Genomic DNA, 17,065 nt, shown 5'->3' with positions numbered 1-17,065 from the left:
AAGAATCCACTCCCTCGTTGAAAAACCTCTTTGTTCAGATCAAAATTATTTAGTGATCTTGCTAACATACATAGTGTTTGTCTCTTTGCGATATCCCTCACCAATGGTTGAATCAAGGTATGGAGTCACCCCACCCGAGGTAGTATGATGCACCAGAATGTAAAAGCGTTACTCGCCACCACCGCGTTATTCTTCAGTTGCCAGGTTATGGCCAATGGCGGTTGTGGTTTCGAAGACAAACAGGAAGGCTTTATCGCCACCTGCAGCGAGGAGAAACAGGAAGTGATCTTAACGGGCGCAGTCGAAGCACAGAAACTGGTGACAGAATTACCCGAATTCAGCAGTGGCTATCAAAGTTATCAGGTAGAAGCAGAGGTATTGGCTCCAGTAAAAGCGGTCAAGAAAGCCACAGAAATTGTCGTCATCATAGGTACATGGTGCCCGGACTGCCACAGAGAAACACCGCGCTTTATCCGCATCATGGAGCAAGTAGCCAACCCTAATATCCAAGTGCGTTATATCGGGGTAGATCGCCAGAAACAGGATCCGGAAGGCTTGGCCGCTCAATATGACTTCCAGCGGATCCCAACCTTTATTGTGCTTCAGGATGGCAAAGAGATTGGCCGTATCGTTGAACGCCCGGAAGTATCTCTGGAGCAGGATCTAGCCAAGATCCTCGAGTAATCTTTCAAGCCACTATGCCGCGTAACCTAAGGTGCACTCGGACTGTAGCAACAAAAAAATGAGATAGTAAAAAGGACCTGGTTAAGGTCCTTTTTTAATTGTGCTTATTCTGCAAACTGCCGTTTGGCCAACATCTGCAGCACCCCTTCACGCAAAGCGCCGCCGGATAAATGCAGGCGTTCAATACCCAAAAGTTCAAACAGCGCCAGCAAGATGGCAACTCCGGATGCAAAGGTCGGCGCCCGCTCGGGACAAAGGCCACTTATGCTATCCAAAGTTAGGCTCTCCTGCGCAAGCAACTCCTGTTTCAACGACTCCAGTACCGTCAGGGTCAGGGTTTCCGACTCCTGCCTGTGCTGCAACACTTCAACCACTGACTGCACTGCTCCGGAAGCACCGACCACCGAATGCCAGCCCAGCGCTTTCAAAGTCGATTTGTGTTCAGCCAAGGCCTGCTCCACCTTGGCTCGCACATCGTCAAAGTCCAGCGGTTGCAGGGGGGCAGAGGTGAAAAAGCATTGATTATAGGTGACACAGCCTATGGGCAGACTGGTTTTAAACAGCACCTTTTCACCGTCACCCACAATAAACTCGGTACTGGCGCCACCTATATCTATCACCAGGCGTCGCCCTTCACCATGAGTGGTCGCCACCATGCCTTGATAGATAAGTTCGGCTTCGCGCATACCGCAGATGATCTCTATCGGGTGCCCCAATATTTGCAGGGCACGACGATTGAATTCATCTGAATTACTGATACATCGAAGAGTTGCGGTAGCAATAACAGCCACATTGGCATCACCAACTTGATGCTCGACAAGCATATTGGCGAACATCGCCAGGCAATCGAGGCCTCGTTCGAATGCCGCCTGATTAAGACTGCCATCGGCCTCAATTCCCTCGGCCAACCTCACCTTACGTTTGTATTTGGCAAGAACCTTGGGCTGGCCGCCGACGGTACGGGCAACCAGCATATTGAAGCTATTGGAGCCAAGGGTTATGGCGGCGTAGGCGGGTTTCGGCATTCAGGAATGTCTGCGGGTCCTGTCGTGACGAGGTGGACGACCACCGCTACGATGAGCTCCCTGAGGACGTCCCTGACCGCGATCGCGGGTATTACGCGGTCCGGCATGCTTACGATGGATACGAACCGGTGCAGGAATATCATCGAGCAAGGCTTCGGCATCGTAAGAGGTTACCGGAATCGAGTGCTTGATATAGTCTTCGATAGCCGGCAGGTTGAGGGCGTATTCTTCACAGGCAAAGCTGACTGAAACCCCTTTGGCACCGGCGCGGCCGGTACGACCGATACGGTGAACATAGTCTTCACAGTCATCAGGCAGGTCGAAGTTATAGACATGGGACACATCAGAAATATGCAGGCCACGGGCTGCGACGTCTGTGGCCACCAAAATATCCAGATCACCCTTGGTGAACTGCTCCAGGATCTTAAGACGTTTCTTCTGTGGCACGTCACCGGTCAGCAGACCGACTCTGTGACCATCTCCTTCGAGCCAGCCCCAGAGGTTCTCACACTGATGCTTGGTGTTGGCAAAGACTATCGCCTTATCCGGCCAATCTTCCTCTATCAGGGTAAGCAGCAGTGGGATCTTGTCCTTCATCGAAGGATAGAACAGCTCTTCCTTGATGTTTTTTGAGGTCTTCTCTTCCGGTGCAATTTCGACTTTGACCGGATCATTCATATGGTCATAAGCCAGCTCCTGCACCTTCATCGACAAGGTAGCCGAGAACAGCATGTTGAGCCTGTCTTTGGCATCCGGCATACGGCGGAACAGGAAGCGAATGTCTTTGATAAAGCCCAGATCAAACATGCGATCCGCTTCATCCAACACTACCGCCTGAATGGAACTGAGGTTGATAACCCCTTGACGCACATAATCTATAATGCGTCCTGTAGTACCAATCAGGATATCCACGCCCTTGTCCAGCACCTTGCGCTGGGCATCATAGCCTTCGCCGCCATAGACAATCCCCACCTTGAGTTTGGTGTGTTTGGACAGCAAGGTGGCATCTTTGGCTATCTGAATCGCCAGTTCCCGGGTTGGTGCCATAATGATGGCTCTGGGCTGATTAAGTTGGCGTTCGGCGGGAATATCGGTTGAAAGTAAATGGTTAAAAGTTGCTACCAGAAAGGCCAGGGTCTTGCCCGTACCTGTCTGCGCCTGACCGGCGATATCCTTGCCCTGCAAAAGTACCGGCAGGGAAAGTGCCTGAATAGGCGTACAATATTCGAAACCGTTTTCTGCAAGCGCCTGAATTACTTCAGGATGTAGTGGCAGTTCGGCAAATTTTTGTTGAGATAAATGTGTTTCGCTCATAGCGCAAGCATACCAGTTAGGGTTGCAATAAGATACTCGATCGTTTGAAATAGCGACAAGAAAAAAACGGTGACTTGAATTGCCGTTAATCCAACCCAATATACAGGTTAAGCCATTAACAGACCAGTAATGGCAACCCAACTGGAGAACATCATGAGCGATAAAATTGTGTACCTGAGCGACGACAGCTTTGAAAATGACGTCCTGAAATCAGAACTGCCTGTATTGGTAGACTTCTGGGCCGAGTGGTGTGGCCCATGTAAAATGATCGCTCCCATCCTGGACGATGTTGCCGAAGAATACGCTGGCAAACTGACCATCGCCAAATTAAACATAGATCAGAACAACGCTTCACCTGTTAAATACGGTGTTCGCAGTATTCCTACCCTGTTGCTGTTCAAAAACGGTGAACTGGTTGCCAATCAAGTTGGCGCCCTGTCCAAGACTCAGTTGAAAGAGTTCATCGACGCCCAGATTTGATCACTCAAATCAAATAAGTGACACCCGGCACGCCCTAGAAATAAAAATGTGCCGGGTTCAGTTAAACTTCTGGACGCCCTGTCCTGATAGTGCTACTTTAATAACCAGATTCTTTCTACTAACCCACTTCTCGCTGTTCAATCAACATCCATCAAGTCCAATTTGAGAGATTGAGCGCGTAAGCTTTGTCGCGTGAAACAAGACCCACCAAAAATGAATTTAACTGAATTAAAAAACAAGTCTATTGCAGACTTAGTCGCACTGGCCGAAGAAATGAAGCTGGAGAATATGGCTCGTGCCCGCAAGCAGGATATCATCTTCTCTATATTGAAAGCCCATGCCAAGAGTGGTGAAGACATCTTCGGCGGCGGCGTTCTGGAAATACTTCAGGATGGATTTGGTTTCCTGCGCAGTTCCGATGGTTCGTATCTGGCCGGTCCCGATGATATTTATGTTTCGCCAAGCCAGATCCGTCGTTTCAACATGCGAACGGGTGACACCATTTTCGGCAAAATACGTCCCCCAAAAGAAGGCGAACGCTATTTTGCTCTGTTGAAAGTCAACGAAGTTAACTTCGACAAGCCTGAAAACTCCCGCAACAAGATCCTGTTTGAAAACCTTACCCCACTGCATGCAGAAGAACGTCTGCGTATGGAACGTGGTAACGGTTCCACCGAAGACATCACCGCCCGAATTCTGGACCTCTGCTCACCCGTGGGTAAAGGCCAGCGTGGTCTGATTGTTGCGCCACCCAAAGCCGGTAAGACTCTGCTGCTGCAGAACATTGCCCAGTCCATCACCTATAACAACCCTGAAGTGGTGTTGATGGTACTGCTGATCGACGAACGTCCTGAAGAAGTGACCGAAATGCAGCGTCTGGTTCAAGGTGAAGTGATCGCTTCCACCTTCGATGAGCCTGCAAGCCGTCACGTACAAGTTGCAGAGATGGTTATCGAAAAGGCCAAGCGCCTGGTTGAACACAAGAAAGACGTAGTGATCCTGCTGGACTCTATCACCCGTCTGGCTCGTGCTTACAACACGGTTGTACCTTCATCCGGTAAGGTACTGACAGGTGGTGTAGATGCCAACGCACTGCACAGACCCAAGCGTTTCTTCGGTGCTGCCCGTAATATCGAAAACGGTGGCAGCCTGACTATTATCGCCACTGCGCTTATCGATACCGGCTCCAAGATGGACGAAGTAATTTACGAAGAGTTCAAGGGTACAGGTAACCAGGAACTGCATCTGTCACGCAAGGCCGCTGAGAAGCGAGTATTCCCTGCCATTGATTTCAACCGCAGTGGTACCCGCCGTGAAGAGAAACTGACCACGCCGGATGAGCTGCAGAAAATGTGGATCCTGCGTAAGATCCTCAATCCTATGGATGAAGTCAGCGCGATGGAATTCTTGATCGACAAACTGGCAATGACCAAGACCAATGAAGAGTTCTTCACTGCGATGAAGCGCACCAAGTCTTGATGCAAAAGGCAACGGTCCTCATAGGACCGTTCCTACTCTGAAATCCATTAACACCATTCAGTCAAAGTTTGCTTAACTGAATGGTGTTATGTCAAACAGGTTGAATCTTACAGGTCGAGTGCCAAGATTTTCGAGCGGCGCTGGTAGTTGTAAAGCTGCTTCTTCTTGTTAGGCAAAGCATCCACCTCCACCAATTCAAAACCATGCTCAAGGAACCAGTGAATACTACGGGTCGTCAACGCGAATAACCTGGAGTAACCACGTACCTTGGCCTGGCCTATGATGTTTTGCAGCAGCAAGCTACCGCGATCGGCATCGCGATAGTCAGGGTGTACCACCAAACAGGCAAATTCGCCGGCATTATCCTCTTCAAAGGGATAAAGCGCCGCGCAGCCTATCACCAAGCCATCACGCTCAATAAGCATAAACTGCTCTACCTCTATCTCCAGTTGTTCGCGGGAGCGACGCACCAGGATACCCTGCTCTTCCAACGGGCGGATCAGGTTGAGTATGCCGCCAATGTCGGCAATGGATGCACGCCGTAAGCGCTCGGCACTCTCAGTGACTATCTGGGTACCTATACCTTCACGAGAAAACAATTCCTGCAACAGGGCGCCATCTTCCAGATAGCTGACCAAATGGCAACGGGGTACGCCACTGCGACAGGCATCAATACTGGCCTTGAGAAACGCCATGGTGCCGACGCAACCTTCACCTTGACCAGCCAGTTTATCGAGAATTTTCTGGGCATCGTTGGGCATCAGCTCGGCAATCACATCACCATTACGGTCCAAAATACCGTTCTGGGAGCTGAAACCTATCATCTTGTCGGCTTTGAGCTTGATTGCTACTTGAGTCGCTACCTCTTCAGCAGTGAGGTTAAAGCTCTCGCCGGTGACCGAAGCAGCTATCGGCCCCATCAGGATGATGCAGTTATTTTCCAATTGCCGCTTAAGCCCTTGAACATCAATACGGCGCACCTTGCCGGAGAGGCAATAGTCAATGCCATTGTCGACCCCCAAAGGCTGGGCGATGACAAAATTACCGCTAACCACATTGATCTGAGCTCCCTGCATAGGTGTGTTCGACAAGCTCATGGACAACCTGGCTGTAATATCAAACTGCAAAGAACCAGCCACCTGCTTAATCAGCTTGAGAGTGGCTTCGTCGGTGATCCGTACACCTTGATGATAGGCGGGCTCAATCTGATGATGAGCCAAGGATTCATCTATCTGCGGCCGGGCGCCATAAACCAATACCACCTTGATCCCCAGGCTATGCAGCAAAGCAACATCATTGATGATGGAACGAAACTTAGGCTGAGCCAGCGCCTCCCCTCCTAACATCACAACAAATGTCTTACCCCTGTGAGCATTGACATAGGGAGCAGAATGACGAAAACCATCAACCAATTCTGTGGTACGCACCTTGGGATTTACCTCACACTCGTTAAAACCGGCAGAAATGAATGCCACACCTGTGGCACGAACAATATGTTAATGCATTTAAATTCACTTAAAAAGCATTTATTTTCACATGCAGTTATTTTAAGCCCTAACCATTCACAAGCAGGAGAAGCAATCTCCAAATGCTTTTCCCAAAGACCACTATCGAGTCAATATTCGCAGCCAGGGTTCCAGTTACTGCAAAGAAAGGTATAGCAGGGATCTGTTGAGAATGTATGAACCTGTAGCGCCCCGGAACCAGCGCCATAAGGTTTGCTATTATCGATGGGCAGATAGACAGGACCTGCAACTCAACCTGCCCCAAACAAGAAGAACTCCAGGTAAGAGACACGGATACGGCGAATATAAAGTACAAAGTCAAACCTCGAGTACCGACGTCCTGCCGGCGGGCTCGTAGCTGGGAAGGAGGGTTTCTGCAAATATCGATGCAACTGCCGCCCTATTATCAATTTTGAATTCAAACGCGGATCAAAAATCAGCCTGATTGCTGTACCATATAGCCACAGTTACAGAGGCGATATCGAATAGGGCATCACAGCATCGGCCCGGTCTGATTGACATCGGCGACTGACATCTTTAAAACGTCACCCAACTTGGCGATAGCGCTACGAGACACAGCAAGGACATGGACTGATGGGACAGCTTATAGGAAATTTCTTCTCGGTAGTTTGGCGAGTTCTCGCTGCCGTTTTTGGTCACTGGCAAGCGCCGCCCTGGATGCATTGGTGCATAAAACATCCCTTTAAAGCATTGGGAAGCCTACTGCTGCTATCTGTATTGACTGTGCTTTGCTGGGGCGGCTGGTATTGGTACCAGCATTTACCCAAGCCCTATACCCTGCACTACACGCTCAAGGCGCCGAGGCTGACCGATTACCACCAAGCCAAACCTCAGGTCGCTCCCTTGACCCTGACCTTCAGTGGTTCGGTCGCGCCTTTGGATGTCATAGGCAAACCCGTCTCCAAGGGCGTCAGTCTCAGCCCCCAACTCGCCGGACAGTGGCGCTGGGCCAGTGACAAACACCTGCAATTTACTCCGGATAACGACTGGCCGATTGCGGAAAAGTTCGCAGTCAGCCTGGATAAGAAGCAGCTGCTGGCAGACCATATCTTACTGGATAAATACCAGAGCGAATTCAGCACAGCCGCCTTCACGGCCACCATCTCTGACGGACGCCTGTACCAGGATCCGGCCCAGCCGAGTATTCAAAAGCTGGTCGCCACCCTGGCCTTCAGCCACCCGGTGGATACGGCTTCGGTCAAACCCCAACTGGCGATATTGCTGAGCCCCGGCTTGACCTACAGTGGCAATGGCGATACCGAAGTCACCTTCGACGACAAGCATCTGTTCGCTTACATACATTCTCCTGCGCTCGTCACGCCACTTGAGCAGAGCACTGTAACCCTGGAAGTCAGCAAAGGGATCCTGGCGGCCAGCGGCGGCAACAAGGCGGGCAAGAGCCAATGGCAAGTAGAGGTTCCCGGCCGTTATCAGCTGAGCTTTAAACACCCTCAGGTCAACTTCGCCTACAACGACAAGGATGAACCCGAGCCGGTATTGACAATGGAAAGCTCACGTCCGGTCAACGACGAAGCGCTTCAAGGCAAGGTACATGCCTGGTTGCTGCCGCTGAAAAATCCCAAGGGAAGCCGTCACTGGTATCAGGAAAATGTCACCGAGCAGGTGCTGGCCAAGGCCGACAAACTGACTTTGACCCAGATCCCCGGCGCCGAAGGCCTCAACCAGTTGCACAGCTTCAAGCTGAAAGCTCCGGTCGATCGCTACGTGGCGGTAATGGTGGATAAGGAAGTCGAAGGCCAAGGGGGTTATCTGTCCCGCGATGCCGTGCTGACTGTGCTGCGAATGCCGCAATATCCCAAGGCGCTCAACTTCCTCGGCGAAGGCTCCTTGCTGACTCTGGACGAAGATCAACGCCTCGGCTATCTGGCCCGTGGGGTGCAAAAGGTGCAGATTGAAGTCGCCCAGTTGCTGCCTGATCAGCTCAATGCCCTGATAGATCAAAGCTCGGGCAGCTTTGCCGAGCCCTACCTCAACAACACAGATTTCGACCGTTTGGTCACCCGTCAGGTGTTCAAGCAACAGCTTGCCGGGCGCGATCCCAGCAAGACGCTCTACGGCAGCGTCGACCTCAAGCCCTTCTTCAAGGACAAGCGCGGCATCTTTGTGGTCAAGCTGACTCCGGCCGATGAAAGAGACAGCCAAACCTTCGACTATTACCAAACCGAGGCCCACGATCTGCGCTTTGTGGTCGTGACAGATCTGGGGATACTCGCCAAACGCAGCCGTGATGGCAGCCAGGATCTGTTCGTGCAATCCCTCGGTAAGGGGACTCCAGTGGCCGGAGCCCGGGTGGCCGTCATCGGCCGCAACGGTTTGCCGGTAGCCGAGGCTTTGACCGATGAACGCGGTCATGCAAGCTTTGCCAAGCTTGGCGATCTACGCCGGGAAAAGACCCCGCTCTACTATCGGGTCGAAAAGGATGGCGATCTCTCCTTCCTGCCGCTGGCTGATTGGCGTCGCCAGCTCAATCTGTCCCGTTTCGACACCGGCGGCAGCTACGAGAGCGACGATCCCGGCGCCCTGAGAGCCTACCTCTTCACCGACCGCGGGCTGTATCGCCCCGGTGAAACGGCTCATATCGCCAGTTTGGTGCGGGGCCAGGACTGGAGCACCGCCCTGGGTGGCCTGCCGGTAAAAATGCAGATCACCGACCCCCGCGGGGTGACCGTGCTGGATCGCACCTTCAAACTCGATGGCAGCGGCTTTGACAGCCTGGACTTCAGCGCCGGTGAAACCGCTGTTGCCGGTGACTATCTCGCCACTCTGTCCCTCATCAAAGACAGATACCGCCTCACACGTCTGGGGGATGTCACCTTCAAGGTGCGCGACTTCGAGCCGGATCGCATCAAGGTGCGAGTCTCTCTGGGCACCGACAAGCAGTTTGAAGGCTGGCGCAAGCCGCAGCAACTCAAGGCCGAGGTCTTGGCCGAGCAACTCTTCGGTGGCCCGGCGAGCGATCGCCGAGTCAGCGGCGAAATGGTGCTATCACCAACCGATATCAGCTTCAAAGCCTGGCCCGGCTATCGCTTTGGGGTATTGGGCAAGCTCAAGGAATCGTTCCGCGAAGACTTGAGCGAAACCACCACAGACGGCGAAGGCAAGGCCAGCCTGGACTTGGCGCTGGACCGCTTTGCCGGCAGCACTTACAAGCTGCACTTGCTGGCGCGGGTATTTGAAGCCGGTTCAGGCCACGGCGTCAGCGCCCAAGACCAGCTACTGGTATCCGATGCCGACTGGTTACTGGGCTACAAGAGCGATGGCGATCTGGACTTCATCAGCAAAGACGGCAAGCGTGTGCTCAACCTGCAAGCCGTTGGCCAGGACCTTCAAGGTGTAGCTACTGAGCTCAAAGTCGAGCGTATCGCCCGGCGCTGGGTGTCTGTGTTGGTGAAACAGAATGACGGCACCTACCGCTATGAATCGCGCCGCAAAGACAAACTGCTGGGCAGCAGCGCCCTGAGTCTGGCCGCAAGCGGTGGCCAATTGGAACTCGACACCAGGGAGCCGGGTGACTACCGCCTGCGACTGCTGGATGAAAACGGCCGCCAGTTGAACCAAATAGATTACAGCGTTGCCGGCAGCGGCAACGCCAGTCGCACGCTGGAGCGCAACGCCGAGCTGGAACTGACGCTAAACAAGGCAGAATATCTGCCGGGTGAAAGCATTCAGGTAGCGATCCAGGCCCCTTACAGCGGCGCCGGACTCATCACCATAGAGAGAGACAAGGTTTACGCCTTCAAATGGTTCAAGGCCGACAGCACTCGTTCGTTGCAAAGCATTACCCTGCCGCAAGGCATTGAGGGCAATGCCTATATCAATGTGCAGTTCCTGCGGGCACCGGACTCGGAAGAAGTCTTTATGAGCCCGCTGTCCTATGCCGTGAAACCCTTTAAGGTGGATCTCGGTGAGCGGCGTCAAGCCATCGCCCTGAGCCTGCCGGAAAAGGTTAAACCCGGGACGCAACTGGATATCGACCTCAAGCTGCCAAGCAAAGCCAGAGTCGTGGTATTCGGGGTTGATGCCGGTATTTTGCAGGTGGCCCGCTATGAAGCGCCGGATCCACTGGCGCACTTCTTCGACAAGAAGGCTCTCAGCGTAGATTCGAGCCAAATTCTCGACCTGCTGCTGCCGGATCTCAAGGTGCTGATGCGCCAGGCTGCCCCCGGAGGTGACGCCGCCGCGCTGCTGGCAGCCAACCTCAACCCCTTCAAGCGCAAGCGCGCCAAGCCTGTGGTCTACTGGTCGGGTATTCGTGAGTTGGCCGCCGGAGAGCAGCGGCTGCAATATACTGTGCCCGACAGCTTCAACGGCAGTATCCGCTTCTTTGCCGTCAGTGCCACCGAAAGCGGCATAGGCACCAGTGAGGCCAGTGTCGCGGTTAAAGCGCCTGTGGTGATGAGCCCCAATGTGCCGGCTTTCCTGGCACCCGGAGACAGCGCCGATGTTACTGTGGGACTCTATAACACAGAAGCCGAGGCGCAGGATGTTACCCTGACCCTCAGCCTGAGCGGCGCCCTTCGCAGCGACCTGCAACCGCAGCAGTTCCATATCGAACCGGGCCGAGAGGCCACGGCGCACTTTGCCGTCAAGGCAGGCGAAAATCTGGGTCAAGGAGAACTCCACTGGAAGCTGGCCACCAGCGAAGGCGAGCTCAAGATCAGCGAGAGCATCTCGGTGCGGCCGTTAACGCCCCACCGGTTGACCCTGGCCACGGCTGTGCTCGACCGTGCCGAAGCCAAGCTCAAACTTGACCGTCAGCTGTTTACGCCGTTCAGCAAGGTGGAAGCGGCCCTCGGCAACAGTCCGCTGGTTTGGGCTCAGGGGCTGAGCCACTATCTGGACAACTATCCTCACGCCTGTACCGAGCAGTTGGTATCCAAAGCCGTACCGGCGCTGCTGCTGGGCAAGCCCCAGGATAATCTCAATGACTTTAACCAACTCATTAGCCAGTTGCGTAGCCGCCAGAACAGCAGCGGCGGCTTCGGTCTCTGGGCCGCCAACCCGATAGTCGAGCCTATGGTGGCCTTGTATGTGGTAGACATGCTGCTGGACGCCAAGGCCCAGGGTTACCCCGTGCCCCAGGATCTACTGGACAAGGCCAACAGCTATCTGTCGAGCGTGAGCTCCGGCCCCAGCAGCGGCTTGGATGAGCTGCGCGAGCGTGCCTATGGCGCGTATCTGCTGGCCCGCCAGGGGGTGCAGGTGAGCGGCGCCCTCGCCGACATCCGCGAGCGTTTGCAGCGCTACTATCCCAAGGATTGGCAAGCGGACATCGCCAGTGCCTGGCTGGCCGCCAGCTTTACCCTGATGCAGCAGCAACAGTTGGCCGAGCCGCTGTGGCAGGCGCAGAAGTGGCAGCTGCTTGAGGACAAGCCCCAGCGCCTAGGCCTCTACCTGGATCCCATGGTGCACGATGCCCAGCTGCTTACACTCATCGCCCGTCAGGCGCCACAGCGCCTGGATGACCTGCCGGAACAGCTGCTGCCGCGCATGGGCCAGTGGCTCAGCGAGCAGCGTTACAGCTCGCTGTCTGCCGGTACTCTGGTGCGGGCACTGACCGCCCTGGATAACTCCCGCGGCGATCAGGGGCTGGCCATGCAAGCCTTGGTCGATAAGGCCTGGCAGGCACTGAGTCTACCCAAGGCTAAGCTGCCCCTCGGCAGTGAAGAAGTGAAATACCAGAAAACCGGCAGCAACCCTGCCTTCTATCTTCTCAGCCAGCAGGGATTTGACCAAAGCCCGGCCAAGCCTTTCAGCCAGGGGCTGGAGGTGAGCCGCGACTATCTGACCCAGGAGCTGCAACCTCTTGCCAAGGTCAAGGTCGGGGATGAATTCCTGGTCAGGCTGCGGCTGCGCGCCACAGATATGGACCAGTTGCAGCAGGTGGTTCTAATAGATCTGCTGCCCGGCGGCGTGGAGCCGGTTTATCGTGACAAGGATGACAGCTTCGACGGCTGGCAGCCGCCAGTGGGTATGGCTCAGCACAGCGACTGGTCGCCACAGTGGCTCAATGTTCGCGAAGACCGCCTGGTGCTCTACGGTACCGCCTGGCGCGATGCCAAAACCTTTGTCTACAAGGTTCGGGCCACCAATGTCGGCCAGTTCCAGGTGCCGCCCGCCTACGCCGAGGGGCTGTATGATCCCCTGGTTCAGGCTCAGGGCCCAAGCGGTGAGTTGGTGATCGAAGCGCCATGAAACGCCGCTATTTGTGCCTGCTGGCCCTGGCAGCCTTGCTGCTGGGGCTGAGACTCTGGCCGGCACAACCTTTTTCAAAGCTGGCGCCCAGTTCCCGCATGGTGTTGGCCGCCGATGGCAGTCTGCTGCGGCTGACGCTGGCCAGTGATGGCCAGTATCGGCTCTGGCAACCCCTGGAAGGGGTTTCAAACAACATGGTGCAAGCCATCTTGCTCAAGGAAGACCGCTATTTTTACTTCCACCCCGGCATCAACCCGGCGGCCACCGCCAGGGCGATAGTCGCCACCTATCTTAAGGATGATCGTCAGGGCGCTTCGACCCTGACCATGCAGCTGGCCCGGCGAGTTTACAACATCAACAGCCGCCAGGTTGCCGGGAAATTGCAACAGATGCTGGCGGCGCTCTGGCTGGAGCTGCGTTACTCCAAGCATGATATTCTCGAGGCCTATCTCAATCTGGCGCCCATGGGCGGCAATATTGAAGGTGTCGGCGCTGCCAGCCGCATCTACTTTCATAAAGACGCCGGTGAACTGTCACTCAGTGAAGCCCTCAGCCTGGCGGTCATGCCGCAAAGCCCGGCGCGCCGGGCCCGCTTCGGCGCCGACTTTCAGGATGCCCGCGACCGTCTGGCGTTGCTCTGGCAACAAAGCTATCGCGACGATCCCCGCAACAACGGCCTGTTGACCCTCACCGCCATCGGCCATGACCGCACTGAGCTGCCATTTCTGGCGCCGCACTTCAGCCGCCGCCTGCTGCGGGATAATAGTGACACCCTAATTCACAGCACCCTGGACATCAGCCTGCAGACCTTGCTGGAGCGGCGCCTTGGGCTGTATATCGAAAGCCAGCGCCATCTGGGGGTCAAGAATGCCGCCGCAATCCTGGTGGACAGCCGCGATCAGAGCATCAAGGCCTGGATAGGCTCGGCAGACTTCTTCGATACCGATATCCAAGGCCAAGTGGACGGCGTCACCGCCCGCCGCTCGCCGGGCTCAACCCTGAAGCCATTTCTGTTTGGCCTGGGCATAGATCAGGGGCTCATACACCCGCTGAGCATACTCAAGGATGCGCCCACCGCCTTTGGCAGTTTCCAACCGGAGAACTTTGACCACAGATTTACCGGCCCCATCAGCGCCCACGACGCCCTGGTCAAGAGCCGCAATCTGCCGGCCGTGTGGCTGGCAGGACAAGTAAACCAACCCAATCTCTACGGCTTCCTGCGCCAGGCCGGCATTCAGGGGCTCAGAGGTGAAAGCCATTATGGATTATCCCTGGCGCTGGGGGGCGGCGAGCTGACCATGGCGGAGCTGGCGCGGCTGTACCTGATGCTGGCGAGCCAGGGCCATGACTATCCGCTGCGGGATCAACAAAGCCAGCCCATCAGCCCGCAAGGAAAGAGCTTGCTGAGCCCGGCCGCCGCCTTTATGGTGCGGGACATACTCAAGGACAACCCCCGCGCCGACGGCCTGCCCGGCAGCAACTGGACCGTGGCCTGGAAAACAGGCACCTCCTGGGGGTATCGCGATGCCTGGAGCGCCGGTATCACAGGCCCCTATGTGTTGGTGGTCTGGGTGGGTAACTTCGACGCCACCCCCAACCCGGCCTTTGTCGGCGTCCGTACCGCCGGGCCACTGTTCTTCGCCCTCAGCGATGCCTTGCAGGGCGCGCTGCCGGGCACGGCTGACATGGCCAACACGCCGCCGGATACAGTGAAAAAGGTAGCCTTCTGCGCCGCCTCCGGCGAGCTGCCCAACCCTTGGTGCCCCAAATTAGTCGATGGCTGGTATATCCCGGGAGTTTCTCCCATCAAGGTCTCCAACTTGCATCGCCCGGTGTGGCTGGATAACAAAACCGGCGCCGCCGTCTGCCCGCCCTACGACTCGGCAATTCACCACCAGGAGGTGTTTGCCTTCTGGCCGTCAGACTTGGCGGCCCTGTTCGAGCAGGCAGGTTTACCCCGCAGGAGGCCGCCGGAGCTTCCGGCCGCCTGTAGCCAAAGAGTCGCGGTCAGCGACTCGGCCCCGCTTATCCGCTCCCCCTTGAAGGGTGTCACCTACAGCCTGCGCCAAAGCGTGGCCAATGAACACATCGCCCTCAAGGCCGACGCCGCCTCCGACAGCCAAATACTCTACTGGTTTGCCGGTAACAGCCTGCTCGGCCAGAGCCTGCCGGGCCAAACCCTGGAATGGCGCCCACCCAGAGCAGGACGCTTCCAACTGTCGGTCAGCGACGACAAAGGCCGCAGCGCCAGCAGACTACTTCGAGTAGATATGCTACCTTGAGCCGGGCCGCTATTTAGATCACCTCAGTTTCGGCCTCTTCAGCCCCACAAATGCAGGACGTTCAGATATTGCTGAGGTTGTAGATAAATCCCCGCAGCACGGCAAGGCTCAAGGGTAATTCACCAGAAGAACTTTCTAAGCTGTCTGGGTGGCAGTGAACCGACCGTGGAGTTACCCCCCGTAAGAAAGGACTTTCTAAGCTGCCTGGGCGGCAGTGAACCATGTCACCGAGCTTTATCAGCTGCCGGTGCATTTCTAAGCTGCCTGGGCGGCAGTGAACAACGCATCCGGCGTTGAAGTTTCAATCGAACATTTCTAAGCTGCCTGGGCGGCAGTGAACAAAGGCAGGCCAATTTGTAAGCATTGCGGCGATTTCTAAGCTGCCTGGGCGGCAGTGAACTATCGCAACATAAGCGAGTAAGGGCGGGTAGCTTTCTAAGCTGCCTGGGCGGCAGTGAACATGAGGTGACCGTCGCCAGTTATGCCGACTTTTTTCTAAGCTGCCTGGGCGGCAGTGAACCATAGCGTTTCTACCCCAAAAGCCCCAATCAATTTCTAAGCTGCCTGGGCGGCAGTGAACAACAAGACTAGGTGCGCCAACATCATCCCAACTTTCTAAGCTGCCTGGGCGGCAGTGAGCTATTTCGCGATTATTTTACCAATTCTCCTTATTTTCTAAGCTGCCTGGGCGGCAGTGAACATTTAACAGCCTGCTGCGAAGCTTTCGTATCTTTTCTAAGCTGCCTGGGCGGCAGTGAACAAGCTCAACGCGATAAGCTCCGACCTTGCAAATTTCTAAGCTGCCTGGGCGGCAGTGAACAAAAAATGCTGTGAAAGCTCTCAATGATGTAATTTCTAAGCTGCCTGGGCGGCAGTGAACCATTAGTGTATCTCCCATAGATATACCAAGGCTTTCTAAGCTGCCTGGGCGGCAGTGAACGCATAGGGCCCTCCATGTATGGTTTGGTTTCATTTCTAAGCTGCCTGGGCGGCAGTGAACGTAAATCGCGCGTACAATAGCGCGTATAGCTGTTTCTAAGCTGCCTGGGCGGCAGTGAACGTCATCCGGCATATACTCAGCCCTTGACGCAGTTTCTAAGCTGCCTGGGCGGCAGTGAACTCTGACTTGCTCATTCCAAGCGCCACATCCTTTTTCTAAGCTGCCTGGGCGGCAGTGAACATTTTCGATGCACATAGCAATAGCTATCAAAATTTCTAAGCTGCCTGGGCGGCAGTGAACGGAAACAAGCGCATGAGAATGGTATCCATTGATTTCTAAGCTGCCTGGGCGGCAGTGAACCTTTAGAGATAATTGTGCGCATTTGTATGTGCTTTCTAAGCTGCCTGGGCGGCAGTGAACCAGACGTAGAAACAGACTTGGAGCCTACTCAATTTCTAAGCTGCCTGGGCGGCAGTGAACATTGAGCAACATAAAGACCATGCCCATGTCCATTTCTAAGCTGCCTGGGCGGCAGTGAACATCGGCACCAGGCCATTTGTTAGGGCCCTGAATTTCTAAGCTGCCTGGGCGGCAGTGAACGCTGAAGCAGAAGCACAGGCCAGGATTGAGCATTTCTAAGCTGCCTGGGCGGCAGTGAACCCGTCAGCAGTGGGAAGACATGCCACTGCTCATTTCTAAGCTGCCTGGGCGGCAGTGAACCTTGTTCTCTCGTGGTGCCTTCATCCCATGCATTTCTAAGCTGCCTGGGCGGCAGTGAACTCGCAGAGCGCCAACGCCAAGTATCGGCAGAATTTCTAAGCTGCCTGGGCGGCAGTGAACTTTTCCTTCACAGCCTCGATGCAAATTGCTTCTTTCTAAGCTGCCTGGGCGGCAGTGAACTTTTCCTTCACAGCCTCGATGCAAATTGCTTCTTTCTAAGCTGCCTGGGCGGCAGTGAACCACGTAGTGCATTGCCGCAGACTCGACCGTCTTTTCTAAGCTGCCTGGGCGGCAGTGAACTGACTGATAAGTTCAACTGGTCATCAGGACATTTTCTAAGCTGCCTGGGCGGCAGTGAACTTCGAGGTATTCAAGCTGCTGCTTTTCCCACTTTTCTAA

General features: G+C 55.0%; 8 protein-coding genes and 1 CRISPR repeat array (1 of these 9 cut by a window edge). Of the genes, 5 read left to right on the top strand and 3 right to left on the bottom strand.

Annotated features, from left to right (window positions below; all coding sequences use genetic code 11):
• Positions 1-147: 147 nt before the first annotated feature.
• A complete protein-coding gene (locus tag ACMHXH_RS12465) occupies positions 148-684 on the top strand; it encodes a thioredoxin family protein (RefSeq protein ID WP_071475694.1) in 537 nt (178 codons plus the stop codon).
• A 104-nt stretch (positions 685-788) separates the two neighbouring features.
• Here ACMHXH_RS12465 and ACMHXH_RS12460 read toward each other — a convergent pair whose 3' ends face one another.
• Both ACMHXH_RS12460 and rhlB read right to left on the bottom strand, forming a co-directional pair.
• Positions 789-1,709, bottom strand: coding sequence for an exopolyphosphatase (locus tag ACMHXH_RS12460; RefSeq protein WP_039034051.1), 921 nt, complete (start codon positions 1,707-1,709; stop codon positions 789-791).
• Complete coding sequence (rhlB, locus tag ACMHXH_RS12455; RefSeq protein WP_039034050.1) at positions 1,710-3,023, bottom strand: ATP-dependent RNA helicase RhlB; 1,314 nt, start codon at positions 3,021-3,023, stop codon at positions 1,710-1,712.
• Between the two features lie 153 nt (positions 3,024-3,176).
• On the opposite strand from rhlB, the gene trxA reads away from it, so the two are divergent.
• Together trxA and rho are read left to right on the top strand one after the other, a co-directional pair.
• Positions 3,177-3,503, top strand: a complete 327-nt coding sequence (gene trxA / locus ACMHXH_RS12450) for a thioredoxin TrxA (protein WP_025011563.1) — start codon at positions 3,177-3,179, stop codon at positions 3,501-3,503.
• A 213-nt stretch (positions 3,504-3,716) separates the two neighbouring features.
• Complete coding sequence (rho, locus tag ACMHXH_RS12445; RefSeq protein ID WP_039034049.1) at positions 3,717-4,982, top strand: transcription termination factor Rho; 1,266 nt, start codon at positions 3,717-3,719, stop codon at positions 4,980-4,982.
• Positions 4,983-5,089: 107 nt separating this feature from the next.
• On the opposite strand, the gene argA is transcribed toward rho, so the two are convergent.
• Positions 5,090-6,409, bottom strand: a complete 1,320-nt coding sequence (gene argA / locus ACMHXH_RS12440) for an amino-acid N-acetyltransferase (protein ID WP_039034102.1) — start codon at positions 6,407-6,409, stop codon at positions 5,090-5,092.
• A gap of 672 nt (positions 6,410-7,081) precedes the next feature.
• Between argA and ACMHXH_RS12435 the strand changes: the two genes are divergently transcribed.
• Together ACMHXH_RS12435 and pbpC are read left to right on the top strand one after the other, a co-directional pair.
• Complete coding sequence (locus ACMHXH_RS12435; RefSeq protein ID WP_335912306.1) at positions 7,082-12,724, top strand: alpha-2-macroglobulin; 5,643 nt, start codon at positions 7,082-7,084, stop codon at positions 12,722-12,724.
• Entirely contained in the window at positions 12,721-15,006 is a 2,286-nt protein-coding gene (pbpC, locus tag ACMHXH_RS12430) for a penicillin-binding protein 1C (protein ID WP_335912307.1), read from the top strand. Before ACMHXH_RS12435 ends, pbpC begins: the two co-directional genes overlap by 4 nt.
• 132 nt (positions 15,007-15,138) lie before the next feature.
• Positions 15,139-17,065: a CRISPR direct-repeat array (repeat unit 28 nt; unit sequence TTTCTAAGCTGCCTGGGCGGCAGTGAAC) (it continues 201 nt past the right edge of the window).

The organism is Shewanella sp. BJSY2023SW001, assembly GCF_047314685.1.
GTDB lineage: Bacteria > Pseudomonadota > Gammaproteobacteria > Enterobacterales > Shewanellaceae > Shewanella > Shewanella indica.
Note: the sequence above shows the minus strand (reverse complement) of the source record. Positions and strands in the feature narration are given on the sequence as shown.

Coding starts and splice junctions, on each gene's coding strand:
- rho (WP_039034049.1), top strand. CDS start 3,717: ATGAATTTAACTGAATTAAAAAACAAGTCTATTGCAGACTTAGTCGCA.
- ACMHXH_RS12465 (WP_071475694.1), top strand. CDS start 148: ATGCACCAGAATGTAAAAGCGTTACTCGCCACCACCGCGTTATTCTTC.
- ACMHXH_RS12460 (WP_039034051.1), bottom strand. CDS start 1,709: ATGCCGAAACCCGCCTACGCCGCCATAACCCTTGGCTCCAATAGCTTC.
- pbpC (WP_335912307.1), top strand. CDS start 12,721: ATGAAACGCCGCTATTTGTGCCTGCTGGCCCTGGCAGCCTTGCTGCTG.
- rhlB (WP_039034050.1), bottom strand. CDS start 3,023: ATGAGCGAAACACATTTATCTCAACAAAAATTTGCCGAACTGCCACTA.
- trxA (WP_025011563.1), top strand. CDS start 3,177: ATGAGCGATAAAATTGTGTACCTGAGCGACGACAGCTTTGAAAATGAC.
- ACMHXH_RS12435 (WP_335912306.1), top strand. CDS start 7,082: ATGGGACAGCTTATAGGAAATTTCTTCTCGGTAGTTTGGCGAGTTCTC.